10 protein-coding genes and 1 pseudogene are annotated in these 14,673 nt (G+C 72.9%); 5 read left to right on the plus strand and 6 right to left on the minus strand.

Features of this window, described 5'->3' with window-relative positions:
• Positions 1-5: 5 nt before the first annotated feature.
• Complete coding sequence (locus HD593_RS51545; RefSeq protein ID WP_185110183.1) at positions 6-1,778, plus strand: ABC transporter substrate-binding protein; 1,773 nt, start codon at positions 6-8, stop codon at positions 1,776-1,778.
• On the opposite strand, the gene HD593_RS51550 is transcribed toward HD593_RS51545, so the two are convergent.
• From HD593_RS51550 to HD593_RS60780, 5 genes and pseudogenes are all read right to left on the minus strand, one after another.
• Complete coding sequence (locus HD593_RS51550) at positions 1,710-2,552, minus strand: SDR family NAD(P)-dependent oxidoreductase (RefSeq protein WP_185110184.1); 843 nt, start codon at positions 2,550-2,552, stop codon at positions 1,710-1,712. The genes HD593_RS51545 and HD593_RS51550 overlap by 69 nt on opposite strands.
• Positions 2,552-3,382 (minus strand): polysaccharide deacetylase family protein, encoded by an 831-nt coding sequence (locus HD593_RS51555; protein WP_185110185.1) that lies wholly within the window; start codon positions 3,380-3,382, stop codon positions 2,552-2,554. The genes HD593_RS51550 and HD593_RS51555 overlap by 1 nt, the downstream gene beginning before the upstream one ends.
• Positions 3,375-4,505: a C45 family autoproteolytic acyltransferase/hydrolase gene (locus HD593_RS51560; protein ID WP_185110186.1), complete on the minus strand. Its 1,131-nt coding sequence runs from the start codon at positions 4,503-4,505 to the stop codon at positions 3,375-3,377. The genes HD593_RS51555 and HD593_RS51560 overlap by 8 nt, the downstream gene beginning before the upstream one ends.
• Positions 4,506-4,515: 10 nt before the next feature.
• Positions 4,516-5,820, minus strand: a complete 1,305-nt coding sequence (locus tag HD593_RS51565) for an MFS transporter (protein WP_185110187.1) — start codon at positions 5,818-5,820, stop codon at positions 4,516-4,518.
• 28 nt (positions 5,821-5,848) lie between these two features.
• Positions 5,849-6,442: pseudogene (locus tag HD593_RS60780) on the minus strand (SDR family NAD(P)-dependent oxidoreductase); the annotation flags it as partial.
• Positions 6,443-6,457: 15 nt separating this feature from the next.
• On the opposite strand from HD593_RS60780, the gene HD593_RS60785 reads away from it, so the two are divergent.
• Positions 6,458-6,970 carry a hypothetical protein gene (locus HD593_RS60785; RefSeq protein WP_221525381.1) on the plus strand — a complete coding sequence of 171 codons (513 nt, stop codon included), beginning with the start codon at positions 6,458-6,460 and terminating at the stop codon, positions 6,968-6,970.
• Between the two features lie 112 nt (positions 6,971-7,082).
• On the opposite strand, the gene HD593_RS51575 is transcribed toward HD593_RS60785, so the two are convergent.
• Positions 7,083-7,934: a bifunctional methylenetetrahydrofolate dehydrogenase/methenyltetrahydrofolate cyclohydrolase gene (locus HD593_RS51575; protein WP_185110189.1), complete on the minus strand. Its 852-nt coding sequence runs from the start codon at positions 7,932-7,934 to the stop codon at positions 7,083-7,085.
• Positions 7,935-8,145: 211 nt separating this feature from the next.
• Between HD593_RS51575 and HD593_RS64080 the strand changes: the two genes are divergently transcribed.
• The 3 genes from HD593_RS64080 to HD593_RS51590 are packed head-to-tail and all read left to right on the plus strand — an operon-like array spanning position 8,146 to position 14,635.
• On the plus strand, positions 8,146-12,486 hold the full coding sequence (locus tag HD593_RS64080) for a glycoside hydrolase family 38 N-terminal domain-containing protein (RefSeq protein ID WP_281402521.1): 4,341 nt from the start codon (positions 8,146-8,148) through the stop codon (positions 12,484-12,486).
• Positions 12,483-13,655 carry a DUF7158 domain-containing protein gene (locus HD593_RS51585; protein ID WP_185110190.1) on the plus strand — a complete coding sequence of 391 codons (1,173 nt, stop codon included), beginning with the start codon at positions 12,483-12,485 and terminating at the stop codon, positions 13,653-13,655. Before HD593_RS64080 ends, HD593_RS51585 begins: the two co-directional genes overlap by 4 nt.
• Entirely contained in the window at positions 13,655-14,635 is a 981-nt protein-coding gene (locus HD593_RS51590) for an ROK family protein (protein ID WP_185110191.1), read from the plus strand. Before HD593_RS51585 ends, HD593_RS51590 begins: the two co-directional genes overlap by 1 nt.
• Positions 14,636-14,673 lie beyond the last annotated feature (38 nt).

The raw sequence follows: 14,673 nt of genomic DNA on the forward strand, positions 1-14,673 counted from the left end.
GCTGAATGGGGAAACGTCTGGAAGCCGAGCCTCCGTTCAGGGCCAGGCTCACGGTGGACGCCGGTGGGCGCGTGCTCACCGGCGCCGGCGCCTTCTTCACGGACAACCAGGCCCTCGTGGACCACGCCAGGCGGGCCGGTGGTGCGGGCACGCTGCGGTACTACTGGCGGGGCGCCGACCGCCACCTCTACCGGGTGACCGTCGAGAGCCACGACACCGAGCGCGGGCCGCTGACCGGGCTGGAGGCGCAGCGGTGCGAGGCGCCGTGGGGGCTGACGCAGCGGGAGCACGAGGTGCTGACGTGCGTGGCCGTCGGCATGACGAACCCGGAGACGGCCGCGCGGGTGGGATGCGGGGCCCGTACGGTGGCCACGCATGTCGAGAACGTGCTGGCCAAGCTGGGCGCGCCGACGCGGGCGGCGGCCGCGGCGCTCGCCACGGCCGGGGAGGCGCTGCTCGCACCGTTCGCCGAGCCCTGCGGGCCGGCCCGCGAGGAGCCCCGTGAGACAAGACGCCCGCAAGCCGGCGGGGCCGGGCGCATGGAGGCCGGTCTCGGGCGTGCGGTCGTGCCGCGTGGTGAGGTGCGGCGGCGGCCGATCCGGCTGGGGGCGATCTACCCGCTGGACGGGCCGCGCCGGTTCGACGCGCTGGCCATGCGGCGCGGGGCCGCGATCGCGGTGGAGGAGCTGAACGCCAAGGGCGGCGTGGCCGGGCGGCGCGTCGACCACCTGGCCATCGAGGTGTCCGGCGACACCGACGCCGAGCTGCTGGCGGCCGTGGACTACCTGCGCTCGCACGACGTGGACGCCATCACGCTCGGCAACGTCAGCCCGCGCCACCACCTCGACGCCATCATGCGGGCCGCGGAGTACCGGGCGCCGCTCATGCACTCCATGGTCACGCCGTCGATCGCCGAGCACGTTCACGACAATCCCGGCGTGCTCGGCCAGACGTTCCAGGTGTGCGCGACAGAGACCGCCTACATGTCCGGATTTATCAGGACGCTGGAGCTGCTGGCGACCTCCGGCCAGTGGCGCCCCGGCAACCGGCGCGTGATGGTGGTGGTGCGGGCCGACGGGTTCGACGCGGGGCAGGCGCACGACCTCGACGCGCTGGCCTCCGCCCGCGGCTGGGAGCTGGCCGCCGTGGTGCCGGTCCCCGACACGGGCGTGCCCTGGGCCTCCGTCGTGGCGGCCCTGCAGTCCGGCGACCCCGCCGCCGTGCTGGTCTGCACGTACGTCGAGGACGAGCTCCGGCTGTTCCTGCGCGAGCTGCGCGGGACCGGCTCCCGCTCACTCGTCTACACGGTCTGGACGCCCACGATCCCCCGCTTCGAGGAACGCATGGAAGGCCTGGCGGAGGGCCTGCTGTGGGCCACCGTCATCGGCACGTACGGCGACCCGGTGAGCGCCAGGTTCATGGACCGCTACCGGCGGGCGTACGGGGACGAGCCGGGCAGCGGCAGCGCGGCCATCCACTACGACATGATCCACCTGCTGGCCGGAGCCTGGGCCACGGTGGGACGGCCGTGGGACTTCGGCGCGACGGTGCGCTCGCTGCGGGAGACCGTGCACCGGGGCGCCGCCGGGCCGTACTACTTCGGCGGGCGAGGGCAGCGGGCGCTCGCCTACCCCGACGACACGTTCGACGCCTCGCTCGCCCACGCCCATCTCGTCCACCAGGTGCAGGACGGCAGGAGCCGGGTCATCTCACCCGTCGAGCTGGCCCGGCACCGCTTCCGTCCGGTGTTCGCCCAGCCAGGAGGGCATGCCGGGTGAGCCGAGGCCGGCGCCGCCGTCCGCCGCCAGCACGTGACCGTTGACCCAGGCGGAGTCGGGAGAGCAGAGCCACAGCAGGCTGGGCACGATGTCGGCGGGCGTGGCCACCCTGCCCGCCGGGCTCGCCGCCCGCACGGCCTCGACGTACGCGGCGGGGACGGGGTTCAGCGGCGATCCGACGTCCACGAAGCCGGGCGCGACGGCGTTGACGCGCACGCCCAGCGGGCCCAGCTCCAGCGCGAGTCCTCTGGTCACCGCCTCCAGGGCCGCCTTGGAGGCCGCGTAGACGGTGGTGCCGGGGCGCGGGCGCAGGGCGCCGCCCGTGCTGGTGAGGACGACGGTGGCGGGGCGGCGGTGCCGTACGCAGAGGTCGGCCAGCGCCGTCGCGGCCATCAGCGCCGAGCGCGTGTTGACCGCCATCACCGTGTCGAACAGCTCTTCCGTCGTCTCCAGCGCGCGCCGTGCCGGGAACAGTCCGGCCACGTGCAGGAGTGCGTCCAGCGGCCCGTACGACTCCCACGCCCGCGTCACCGCCGCCCGCGCCGCGCCCGGCTCCGCCAGATCGGCCACCACATCGACCTGCGGCTGTGAACGCGCCGAATCCGCCCGCCCCTGTGACCGCGGCGGGTCCACCCGCGCCTGTGAACGCGGCGAGTTCGCCCGCGCCTGTGTACGCGGCGAGTCCACTGTCACCACCTCGTGGCCCGCCGCCGACAGTGCGGCGCAGGTGGCGCGGCCGAGGCCGCCGGTGGCGCCCATGACCAGCGCCCGCATCAGGCCGCCCGGAACGCCCGCGCCACGTCCGCGCAGGTGCGGAAGTCCAGCGGCCGCTGCAGGCAGGCGTCGAGGAAGCGTTCGAGCCCCAGCATGCGGTGCCCGCGCCCGATGACCTGCGGGTGGAAGGTCAGCACGCACACCCCGCCCGGCACGTCCCGCAGCATGTAGTCGACGTCGTCGAGGAAGTTGCGGAACACCCCCGCGGGCTCCCGCAGGCCCGGCAGGACGGCGGTGTCCATCCGCAGGTACTCGAACTGCGGGTAGTCGTCCAGCGTCCACGACACCGGCAGCTCGACCAGCGTGGTGGGCTCGCCGAACCGGTACGGCCCGTCCGGGTCGGCCACGTCGCCGCGCCTGGCGTAGTAGGGCGTGTAGTCGGTGGCCATGAGGCTGGAGTCGTACTCGCAGCCCAGCTCCAGCAGCACGTCCACGGTCGAAGGGGTGAAGTCCCAGCTCGGCGTGCGGTTCCCGACGGGCTCGTACCCGGTGACCTTGACGATCGACTCGCGCGCCCGCACGGCCGCCGCCAGCTCTCCGGCCCGGTCGAGCTTGGAGACCGGCTCGTGCACGTACCCGTGCAGCGCGATCTCGTGCCCCGCCTCCGCGATGGCGGCGCACTCGGCGGGATAGGTGTCCACGGTGTGCCCGGGAACGAAGAACGTGGCGGTGATGCCGCGCTCCCGCAACAGCTTCAGGATCCGCGGCATCGCGTGCGCCCCGAACTCGCCCCGGGACACCGGCCCAGGCGAGGCCATGCCCCGCGCGAGCCAGAGCGAGATCGCGTCGAAGTCGAACGTGAGGCAGATCGTCGAACGGTCGTCAGGCATGGTCCTCCTCGATGGGGAAGCAGATCTCGGGTCCGGCGCCGGGCGTGAACAGGTCGTCCAGCCGCCACCTCTCGTACGGGCGCTCGCAGGGCGGGTGCTCGGCGATGGACAGCTCGCGGGCGTCCAGATCCATCACCACGGAGTAGACGGACGCGATCTCCTCGCCCTTGCCGGCGTCGGGGTCCACGTGGCGGCAGATGCTGTCGGGGTAGGAGTAGTGGTCGCGCAGCGCGGCGACGACGTCCTCCGGCTCCAGGGTCCTGGCCGCGGCGGCGTCCTCCAGCAGGTGCCTGGCCCTGGCGGGCCGCAGCAGGGTCAGCGCCGAGGTGGCGGCCTTCCTGTCCACCAGCGGGAGCGGGGCCTGGAAGTGGTTGGAGTGCGTGATCAGGCCGTTCTGCGGGAGGAGCGTGCCGAAGACGTCCGGCGCCACCTCCAGGTCGATGGCCTCGCCGCCGGCGTCGGCGATGAGCAGGTTGCCGGAGGAGATGCGCACCACGTCCAGTGCCTTGCGGTGCGCCTGGCTCATCGTCCGCGACTGCAGGACGCCGCGCAGCAGGTAGTGGTACGGCACCCCGGCCCCGCCGGTGTCGCGGTCGGAGACCAGGAGGTTCGCGCAGACGCCCAGGCCGGCCGAGTTGAGCCCCGACTTGGCCAGCATGCCCGCCTCGGCCAGCGTGAGCACCGTGAAGCCCGTGGTGTCCCTGGTCGCCAGCAGGAACGTGACCGGGCCCTGCTCGGGGTGCCAGTCCCAGTTCTGCGCGAGCAGGGTGTGGCCCTGCCTGGTGTGCTTGGGGAGCACGGCCACCGAGGTGCAGCCCTCGTCGCGGTAGCCGGTGCCGTACAACATCTCGGTGCGGGCGTTCAGGGCGGTGATGTGCTCGATGGGCTGGCCGGCGCCCGCCGCCAGGCCCTCCAGCATGGCGGCGATGCGGGCGTCGTACCGTCTGGCCACGTCGAGGTAGACGGCGCCCCAGCGGGACACGTCCGCCGCGGAGAGGCCGGCGTCGTCGCGGAAGCGCCGCAGGTAGGTCTGCACGCTCCGCTCGACCAGCTCGCTCGTGCGGCGGCCCAGCTCGGCGCCCATCTCCTCGTACGTGCCCTCGACCGCGATCAGCTTCGTCATGATGATCTCCTCAGTGGAGGCGCCGGTGGGCGCTCTCCCTCATGCCGGCCACGACCGCGAGCGTGACCGCCGCCGACACGATCGGCAGCAGGGCCGTCGCCATGCCCGAGCCGGTGAGCTGGACCAGCCCGGTCGCCACGAACGGCGCCGTGCCGCCGAAGGCCATGACCGCGAAGTTGTATCCGATGGACATCGTCGAATACCGCAGCTTCGTCGGGAAGAGCTCCGACAGCGCCGCCGGGCCGGGGCCCGAGAACATCGCCAGGATCACCCCGATCGCGATCTGCCCCGCGTACACGCCGAACACCCCGCCGTTCTGGATGAGCGCCATGACGGGCCAGCTCAGCACCAGGAAGCCGGCCGCGGCGGCGATCAGCAGCGGCTTGCGGCCGATCCGGTCCGACAGCGCGCCGAACGCCGCGATGCACAGGGTCAGCGTCACCAGGCCGACGAGGTTCGAGACGCGGGCCACGCCCGCGTCCACGCCTGCCACGTCGGTGAGCCAGGTGGGCAGGTAGGTGAGGAAGAAGAAGTACGCGACGGTCCACAACATCGTGAACCCGAAGCCGCGGGCGATGCCGCCGAACTGCGTGCGCAGGCCCTCGCGCAGCGGGCTCTTCGCGGTCTCGCCCCTGGCCTGCTCCTCGGCGAACGCCGGCGTCTCGGCCAGGCCGTACCTGAGCCAGAGCGCCGCCACGGCCGTGAGCGCCGACAGCAGGAACGGCACCCGCCAGGCCCACTCGATGACCTGCTGCTCGGTGAAGATCGTGCTGTTCAGCGCCACGACCCCGGACGCCAGCAGGAACCCGGCCGCCGTCGAGACCTGGTTGAAGCTGCCGAAGAAGCCGCGCCTGCGCTCAGGGGCGTACTCGACCAGGAACGCCGCCGACCCCGCCCACTCGCCCGCCACCGAGAAGCCCTGCACCATGCGCAGCACCACCAGCAGCAGCGGGGCCAGCACGCCGATGCTCTCGTACGTCGGCAGCAGGCCTATCAGCGTGGTGGCCGCGCCCATCATCAGCACGCTGACGACCAGCGCGATCCTGCGGCCGAACTTGTCACCGACGTGCCCGAACGTGATCGCGCCGAGCGGGCGCATCAGGAAGCCGACGGCGAAGACGGCGAAGGTGTAGAGGGTGCCGGCCAGGCCGTCCGACTCGGGGAAGAACAGTTTGCCCAGGGTGGCGGCCGTGTAGGCGTACACCAGGTTGTCGTAGTTCTCCATGACGTTGCCGAAGCTGCCCGCGACGACGGCGCGCAGGTTCGAGGTGGCGGAGGTGGGTGGTGGGGTGGTCGTGGTGTTGTCGCTGGTCATCGCGACCTCTCACTTCATGGGGGGATTTTCAGGACGCGGTGTATCCGCCGTCCACGGGCAGCAGGACGCCCGTCACGAACGACGCCTGCGGGGAGGCCAGGTAGCAGACGGCCGCGGCCACGTCGGCCGGGTCGCCCGGGCGGGCCATGGGGGCCCGCTCGATGCGGGGGCGGAGTTGCTCGGCGGGCAGGTCCTGGAGGAGCGGGGTGACGAAGACGCCCGGCAGGACGGCGTTGACGCGGATGCCCCTGGGGGCGAGCTCCACCGCGGCCGTTCTGGTCAGCATGTGCAGGCCGGCCTTGCTGACCTGGTAGGCGACCGAGGACGGGGGTGCGGGGGGTGGCGGGGGTGGGAGGTGGCCGTAGATCGAGCCGATGTTGACGACGCTGGCGCGTGGGCTGGTGGTCAGGTCTTCGATGAACGTGCGGATGCCCGCCCAGGGGGCCCACAGGTTGGTGCGGAGTATGCGGTCCCAGTCGTCGTCCGTGGTCGACAGGAGGTCGGCTCGGGTGCTGACTCCGGCGTTGTTGACGAGGAGGTCGAGGCGGCCGTAGGTGGTGCGGACCTTGGTGGCCAGGTCCTGCCAGGAGTGGGGGTCGCGGACGTCCAAGGGGTGGAAGCAGGTGCGGCCGGAGGGTTGTCCGCTCTCGCGATCCCGGAAACCGCCACCGGCATCGTCACGCGCACCGCCACCCGCATCCTCACGCGCACCGCCACCCGCATCCTCACGCGCGCCGCCATCCGCGCTACCACGCGCGCCGCCACCACCTGCGCCGCCATCCGCGCTACCAGGCGCGTCGCCACGATCTGCACCGCCACGCGCGTGGCCACCGCCCGCGCCGCCACTCACACTGTGCTGAGGGTTGTGCCCGCCATCGGGGCGGTCACGGCCGCCGGCATCGCCGCGGTCACGCCCGCCGGCATCGCCGCGGTCACGCCCGCCAGCGTCGGCGCGGTCACGCCCGCCTGTGTCGGCGCGTTCGCGGAGGTCGCCGTAGACGACGTTCGCGCCGTGGGACGCCAGGCCGTCCACGATGGCGGCGCCGAGCCCGGAGGCACCGCCGGTGACGACGGCGACCAGCCCGTCCAGCTCCATGGACACCTCCTCAAGAGGGCTGCCCTGCCGCGTTCGCGCTGGCAGAGCCCTTGAGGACCCATCCTGGAGCGACGAGGCCGCCACGACCTCCGTCAAATGACGGAGGCGGCGGCCCCCGACCATCCCGGCCGTCACCGGAGGCGGCGGCCCCCGACCATCCCGGCCGTCACCGGAGGCGGCGCTCGGCGGCCTCCACGACGTTGGACAGCAGCAACGCCCGCGTCATCGGCCCGACCCCGCCCGGGTTCGGCGTGAGGTACCCGGCGACCTCCTCCACGTCCAGCGCCACATCCCCGGCGATCTTGCCGTTCACGCGGGAGACCCCGACGTCGAGCACGGCGGCGCCCGGCTTGACCATGTCCTTGGTGATCAGCTCGGGCACCCCGGCCGCCGCCACCACGATGTCGGCCCGGCGGACGTGGGCGGCCAGGTCCTGGGTGCCGGTGTGGCAGAGGGTCACGGTGGCGTTCTCGCTGCGGCGGGTCAGCAGCAGGCCGAGCGAGCGCCCCACCGTGATGCCGCGCCCCACCACGGCGACCTCGGCCCCCTTGATCGGGACGCCGTACTCCTGCAGCAGCAGCACGATGCCGTGCGGGGTGCAGGGCAGCGGGGCGTCGACCATGTGCACGAGCCGCCCGAGGTTGACCGGGTGCAGGCCGTCGGCGTCCTTGGCCGGGTCGATGCGCTCCAGCAGCGCCATCGTGTCGAGGTGCTTGGGCAGCGGGAGCTGGACGATGTAGCCGGTGCACGCCGGGGAGGCGTTGAGCTCGTCGATGGCCGCTTCGACGTCGGCCTGGGAGGCGGTCGCCGGCAGGTCGACGCGGATGGAGGCGATGCCCACCTCCGCGCAGTCGCGGTGCTTGCCCGCGACGTAGATCTGGCTGCCGGGGTCGTCGCCCACGAGCACGGTGCCCAGGCCGGGGGTGACGCCGCGTTCCTTGAGCGCTGCCACCCGGTTCGTGAGGTCTGCCTTGATCTTGGCGGCGGTCGCCTTGCCATCGAGTTTCACTGCGCTCATGCCGCAATCCTTCCATGCCTCCCCCGTTCCTCCGCACCGGACCACGCCCGCCCTCGCCGTACTCCGCCGCGCCCGGTTATCCACAGGCCCCAGGCAGTCGATCCGAGTTATCCACAGCCGCACACTGACATCGTTGTCATTGATCTTGGAAGGGCTTAGTGTTACGGGCGCCAGCAACAAGTGCACGGAGGTCCCCTTGCCTTTCCGCCTGTTGTCCGCAGAGTCGACCGACCTGTTCGTGGGCACGCCCGGCGAGCCGCACCAGGTGCTGCGCGTCACCGTCGCCCAGGGAGATCACGCATCGTCGCTGGGGCTGCGCGGCGCGGGCGTCCGCCTGGCCGGCGAGATCACCGTTCCCCCCGCCGCCGCGACCCTGGAGGTCCCGCTGGTCGTGTCGGCGCCCCCGGGCACCACCGTGCCGTGCCTGCTCACCCTGGAGGGGGAGACGCTGCAGGTCCCGGTCACGGCGGAGGAGCCGGGCTGGACGATGTTCATGGTGTCCCACTTCCACTACGACCCGGTGTGGTGGAACACCCAGGCCGCCTACACCAGCCCGTGGGAGCTCCTGTCCGCCGACGCCACCACCAGGCCGCTGTGGGAGCGCAACGCGTTCGCTCTGGTGGAGGCGCACATCGAGCTGGCGCTGCGCGACCCCGACTACCGCTTCGTGCTGGCGGAGGTCGACTATCTCAAGCCGTTCTTCGACACCTGTCCCGAGCGCCGGGCCGACCTGCGCGCGCTGCTGGCCGAGGGCAGGGCCGAGCTGGTCGGCGGTACGTACAACGAGCCCAACACCAACCTGACCGGCGCCGAGACCACCATCCGCAACCTCGTGCACGGCATCGGCTACCAGCGCGACATCCTGGGCGGCGATCCGCGCACGGCGTGGCAGCTCGACGTGTTCGGGCACGACCCGCAGTTCCCCGGCTACCTCGCGGCGGCGGGGCTTACGGGCAGCGCGTGGGCGCGCGGGCCGTTCCACCAGTGGGGGCCGATCAGCAAGAACTTCAAGCAGGCCAAGAACGACGCGGCGCTGATGCAGTTCCCCAGCGAGTTCGAGTGGATCGCGCCGTCGGGGCAGGGCGTGCTGACCCACTACATGCCCGCCCACTACTCGGCGGGCTGGTCCATGGACTCCGCGCCGTCACTCGACGAGGCCTGCCAGGCGGTCTACGACCTCTACCGCTCGCTCAAGCCCGTGGCCGCGACCAGGAACATCCTGCTCCCGGTCGGCACCGACTACACCCCGCCCAACAAGTGGGTCACCGACATCCACCGCGAGTGGGCGTCCCGCTACGTCTGGCCCAGGTTCGTCTGCGCCACCCCGCGCGACTTCCTCGACGCCGTCCGCGCCGGCCGCTCGTCCTTCAGCCCCCAGACGCGCGACATGAACCCCGTCTACACCGGCAAGGACGTCTCCTACATCGACACGAAGCAGGCCCAGCGCGCCGCCGAGGTGGCGGCCCTGGACGCCGAGCGCCTGTCCACGTTCGCGTCCCTGCTGGGCCTGGGCGGCTACCCGCACACGGCGCTCGACAAGGTGTGGCGGCAGCTCGCCTACGGCGCCCACCACGACGCGATCACCGGCTCGGAGTCCGACCAGGTCTACATCGACCTGCTGACCGGCTGGCGCGAGGCCCACGACCTGGCCGCGGAGGCCCGCGACACCGCCCTCGCGGCCCTGACCGGCCAGATCGCGGTGGACGGCCGCAGCGTCGTGGTCACCAACACGCTCCCCTTCACCCGCGACGGCCTCGTCCGCGTCTCCCTCCCCGCCGGCCACACCCTCGCGGACGCGTCAGGGGCCGAGGTCCCCGCCGTCGCAGACGCATCGCGGGCCGAGATCTCCGCCGTCGCGGACGTGGCGAGCGCCGAGGTCCCCGCCGTCGTGGAGAACGGCGTCGTCACCTTCCTCGCGCGGGACGTGCCGTCGATGGGGTGGCGCACGTACGCCGTCGTCCCAGGCACGCCCCAGCCCTGGCGCCAGACCTCGGGCACCGCCGCCGGCTCCACCACGTCCGCCGTCCCGGACAGCACCCGTACCACCACCGGGAGCACCGCCGGCCCGGACGGCACCCGCACCACCGGGAGCACCGCCGGCCTGGCCGGCGATCCCCGTACCACCCCCGCCACCATCCGCAACGACCGCTGGCAGATCACCGCCGATCCCGCCCGGGGCGGCGCCCTGTCATCGATCCTCGACCTCCGCTCCGGCCAGGAGCTCCTCACCGGCCCCGGCAACGAGCTGCGCCTCTACGACGAATATCCCCAGCACCCGGACATGGGCGAGGGCCCGTGGCACCTCATCCCCACCGGCCACGTCGTCGGCTCGTCCGAGCACCCCGCGACCTCGGCCACCACCGAGACCAGCCCGCTGGGTCAGCGCCTGACCGTCACCGGCCGGGTCGGCGAGATCACCTACGAGCAGACCGTCACCCTCCTGACCGGCTCCGACCGCATCGACTTCACCACCCGCGTGCTCGACCACACCGGCGCCGACCGCCTGCTCCGCGTCCGCTTCCCGGCCCGGGTCGAAGGCGCGCTCCCCGTCTCAGACGTCTCGGGCGCGGTGGTCGGTCGCGGCTTCGCCCTGCCCGACGTGGACACGGCCGAGCACCCGTGGACACTCGACAACCCGGCCAACACCTGGTTCGGCCTGTCGTCCACGGCCAAGGTCGACCTCGGCGAGGCGGGCGCGCGGGCGCTGGGCGTCGCGGAGGTCGTGGTCCCCACCCTGGAGGACGCCCCTCAGGCCCGCGACCTGGTGGTAGCCCTGGCCAGAGCCGGCGTGACGGCGACGACGTCCTCCGCGCACGGCACCCGGTACGGCTGGCTCGACGTCGACTCCAACCTCCCCGACGTACGCATCGTGCTGGGCGGCCCCGACACCAACCCGCTGGCCGCCGAGCTGCTCGCCCGAGCCGACGAGTCCTACGCCAAGGCCCTGCGGTCGGGCGCCACCCGCGTCTGGATCCCGGCGGAACGCCCGCTCCATGAGGTCTGGCAGCCCAGCGCCGACCTGCGCGACCTGCGTGCCCTCCCCGCCCTGATCGTCACCGGCCCCATCGCCGACCTGGTGTCCGACCTGGCCGACGCCACCATCGAGGCACACTGCCCCCTCGGCGTCGAGCGGCTGGAGAGCCGTACTGTCGCCCTGCTCACGTACGGCCTGCCGGGCTTCGCCGTGGATCCGTCAGGCGCGCTCCACCTGTCCCTCATGCGTTCCTGCACCGGCTGGCCGTCGGGCATCTGGCTGGACCCGCCCCACCGCACGACTCCCGACGGCTCCGGCTTCCAGCTCCAGCACTGGACGCACGAGTTCTCCTACTCCCTGGTGTCCGGAGCAGGCGACTGGCGCGCCCTCCAGCTCCCGGCGGCGGCCCAGGAACACATCACCCCGCTGCTCCCCCGCCTCCTCCCCTCCGCCCAGCAGGGCCCGTTGCCCTCGACCCACTCCCTTCTCACCATCACCCCGCCCAGAGACGTCCTCCTGAGCACCCTGAAGGCCACCGGCAACCCCCTCGCCCACGGCCTCACCCCCGCGGCTCCGGAGCCTGCCGTGACCATCCGCCTGGCCGAGTCCACCGGCCTGGGCTCTCGGGCCGAGCTCGCCTCCCCCGTCCTCCAGCTCGACCCGCTCACCCACGCCGACCTCCTGGAACGCCCGGGCACCGAAGCCGCGGACCCCCACGACCTCCCCCTCGCCGGCTTCGAGATCGCCACCTACCTCGCCACCACGCCACCCCAACCGGCCGCCCCCGAAGCCGCCCGCACGACAGAACGAGCCCAGCCCGTCTACAGCCGCTACTGGCTCCACAACAAGGGCCCGGCCCCGCTGGGCTACCTGCCGATCTCCATCACCCTCACCCCGGGCCTCGTCACCTCACCGGAGGGCCCGTTCGAGGTGGAGGTGGTCCTCGCCTCCCACCTCACGAACGAGCCACATGAGGGCATCGCGGACATCCGCGTCCCCGACGGCTGGACGGCCACCCCGTCCCGGCGCCCCTTCCGCCTGCCTCCCGGCGGCCACCTCCGCTTCCCGGTGACGATCACCCCCACCACGACGCCCCCGGGCCTGTCCTTCATCTCGGCCCGCACCTCGGCAGGCGGCCAGGTCATCGAGGACGTCACCACCGTGGCCACCGGCGACCTCCCCGAGCTGCCCGTCACCGACCGGCCCGCGAAGCCCGGCGCCGCCATCCGCGGCACCAAGTCGCCCGACGCCCGCCCGACCGGCCTGTCGCTGGAACCCCTCGCCGACGCCGTCTCCCTCCGCCCAGGGAAGCGCGCCTCGCTGACCCTGCGGCTCACCAACACCACCTCGGACGAGATCCGCGGCGAGTCGCAACTGGCGTCACCCTGGGGCACGTGGGCCATGCTTCCCGAGGTCATCCAGGGCTTCACCGTGGCGGCGGGAGAGACGATCGACGTGACGTTCCCGGTGGAGGTCCCGGCCGACCAGCCGCCCGGGCATGCGTGGGCGCTGGCCAAGGTCATGTGGTTCGGCCGCTGCCAGTACGCGCCGGCGATCCGCCTGGAGGTCACCCGTTGACCGAGATCCCTGAGCAGCCGGTCGACACCCCCGCCACGACCCCGCCGCCCCACGAGCACTGGCGGCCCCAGGAGCACCTTCGGCCCCAAGAGCACCTATGGCACCACGAGCACCGGCGGCCCCACGAGCACACGCCCGCCGACACGATCGGCTGGGTCGCCGACCGGCCGGTTCCGCGCGAGCGTCTCGACCGGCGCCTGGCGGACCTGCGCAACGGGCCGCTCAGCTCCACCCTGCCGAGGCCGGGCACCTCCGAGGACCGTCAGCTGGCCCGCTGGCTGACGCAGGTCATCCTCACCGAGTGCCTCTGCGAATGGGCCGCCACCGACCTCCTCCTGGCACCCGCACCGCAACCCCACCGCGCACCGCAACCCCACCGCGTACCGGAAGCCACCGACCTCAACCCGCAGCTCCACCGCAAACCGGCAGCCGCCGACCTCAGCCCTCCACCCCACCGCGAACCGGGAGCCACCGACCTCAGCCCTCCACCCCACCGCGAACCGGGAGCCACCGACCTCAGCCCTCCACCCCACCGCGAATCGGCAGCTACCGACCTCAGCCCCCAACCCCTCGGAGGCGAAGACCTGCCTCCGCGGCATCGACCCGCCCCCGCACTCGGAGCCGCCATCCCCGAACATCCCCTCCTGGACCCTGTGGCGGCCGTGGAGCTGGGCTCGATCAACGCCGCCGCCTACAACGCCAACCCCTGGGTGCGGGCGGTGTTCGAGCACGTCACGGCCACGGTGACGATCCCTTCGGAATGGCGCTCCCGGCCTGCGTCCGAGCCCGAGCCACGCCACCTCGTACGGCACCGGCTGTTCCCCGACCGCGCCCAAGCCCAGCGGGCGACCCCCGCCGACCTGGAACCCCTCGGCGCGGTCACGCTCGGATCCCTGCCGAGCGCGATCGCCGACGCCCTCCGGCGCCATCCGGACGGCGCCCTCACCGCCCCGGTCGAGGACGCCCTCGGCTGGCACGTCGCGATCGCCGTCCCCGAGCCCCGGCCCGACAGTGAGCCGACACGTCAAGAACCCGACCTTCTCCGGGCCGCCCAGCGAAAAGCCTTCGCCTGGTGGCTCGACGACCTGCGCGCCAAGAAAGTAAGACTCATGCCCGGACTGGAGCACCCTGGCGACCCCCGCCAGCCCGACAACCACCACAAACACTGATGACCTGCGTACTTGCCATCGACATCGGAGGAACCAAGCTCGCCGCCGCGCTGGTGGACGAGGCCGGTTCGATCCTGCGTTCCGCCACCCGTCCGACGCCCCGGGAGGAGGTCATGTCCGCCCTGGCGGCCCTCGTCACGGACGTCATGGACGGCGGCCCGCCGCCCCAGGCCGCCGGCATCGGCTGCGCGGGCCCCGTGGATCTCGCCTCGGGCACCGTGAGCCCGGTGAACATGCCGAGCTGGCGCGGCTTCCCGCTGCGCGAAGAGGTGCAGAAGCTGACCACGCTCCCCACGGTGCTGGCCGGCGACGCCCAGTGCTTCGCCCTCGGCGAGCACTGGCTGGGAGCCGGCCGCGGCTGCACGTCGTTGCTGGGCATCGTCGTGTCGACCGGCATCGGCGGCGGCCTGGTGATCGACGGAGTCCCCCTCCTCGGCCCGACCGGAAACGCCGGACATGTCGGCCACATGAGCATCGACCCCAATGGCGAGCGTTGCGAGTGCGGCGGCCGAGGCTGCGTCGAACGCTACTCCAGCGGCCCCAACATGGCCCGCTGGGCGTTGGCGCACGGCTGGTCACCCGGCGCCGCCTCAAATGCCGGCGGCTCCGCCCGTACGGAACTCCCGCCGCAGAGCGACCATGGCGGCGCGGCGGGACACCTGGAAGAAGCTCAGGCGGATGCGCGGACGCTGGCCCGGGACGCCGCCGCGGGAGATCCCGTCGCGGTGGCGGCCTTCCAGCGCAGCGCCAGGGCCCTGGCCGGCATGATCGCCTCCACCGCGGCGGCCGTCGAGCTCACGGCGGTGGTCATCGGCGGCGGCGTGTCGGCTGCCGGAGAGGTCCTCTTCAACCCGTTACGGGACGCGCTGGACGACGTCTCCGGCCTGCCCTTCGTACGGGCGGTGCAGGTCAAGCAGAGCACTCTGGGCGTGCGAGCCAGCCTGGCCGGAGCGGCGCAGCTCGCCTGGCGAGCGCTCTGACCTGCCCGGAGACTCCCCGGCGTTCGTCAGCACCGACC

The organism is Nonomuraea rubra (genome assembly GCF_014207985.1).
GTDB classification, from domain to species: domain Bacteria; phylum Actinomycetota; class Actinomycetes; order Streptosporangiales; family Streptosporangiaceae; genus Nonomuraea; species Nonomuraea rubra.

Coding starts and splice junctions, on each gene's coding strand:
- HD593_RS51545 (WP_185110183.1), top strand. CDS start 6: ATGGGGAAACGTCTGGAAGCCGAGCCTCCGTTCAGGGCCAGGCTCACG.
- HD593_RS51550 (WP_185110184.1), bottom strand. CDS start 2,552: ATGCGGGCGCTGGTCATGGGCGCCACCGGCGGCCTCGGCCGCGCCACC.
- HD593_RS51555 (WP_185110185.1), bottom strand. CDS start 3,382: ATGCCTGACGACCGTTCGACGATCTGCCTCACGTTCGACTTCGACGCG.
- HD593_RS51560 (WP_185110186.1), bottom strand. CDS start 4,505: ATGACGAAGCTGATCGCGGTCGAGGGCACGTACGAGGAGATGGGCGCC.
- HD593_RS51565 (WP_185110187.1), bottom strand. CDS start 5,820: ATGACCAGCGACAACACCACGACCACCCCACCACCCACCTCCGCCACC.
- HD593_RS51575 (WP_185110189.1), bottom strand. CDS start 7,934: ATGAGCGCAGTGAAACTCGATGGCAAGGCGACCGCCGCCAAGATCAAG.
- HD593_RS51590 (WP_185110191.1), top strand. CDS start 13,655: ATGACCTGCGTACTTGCCATCGACATCGGAGGAACCAAGCTCGCCGCC.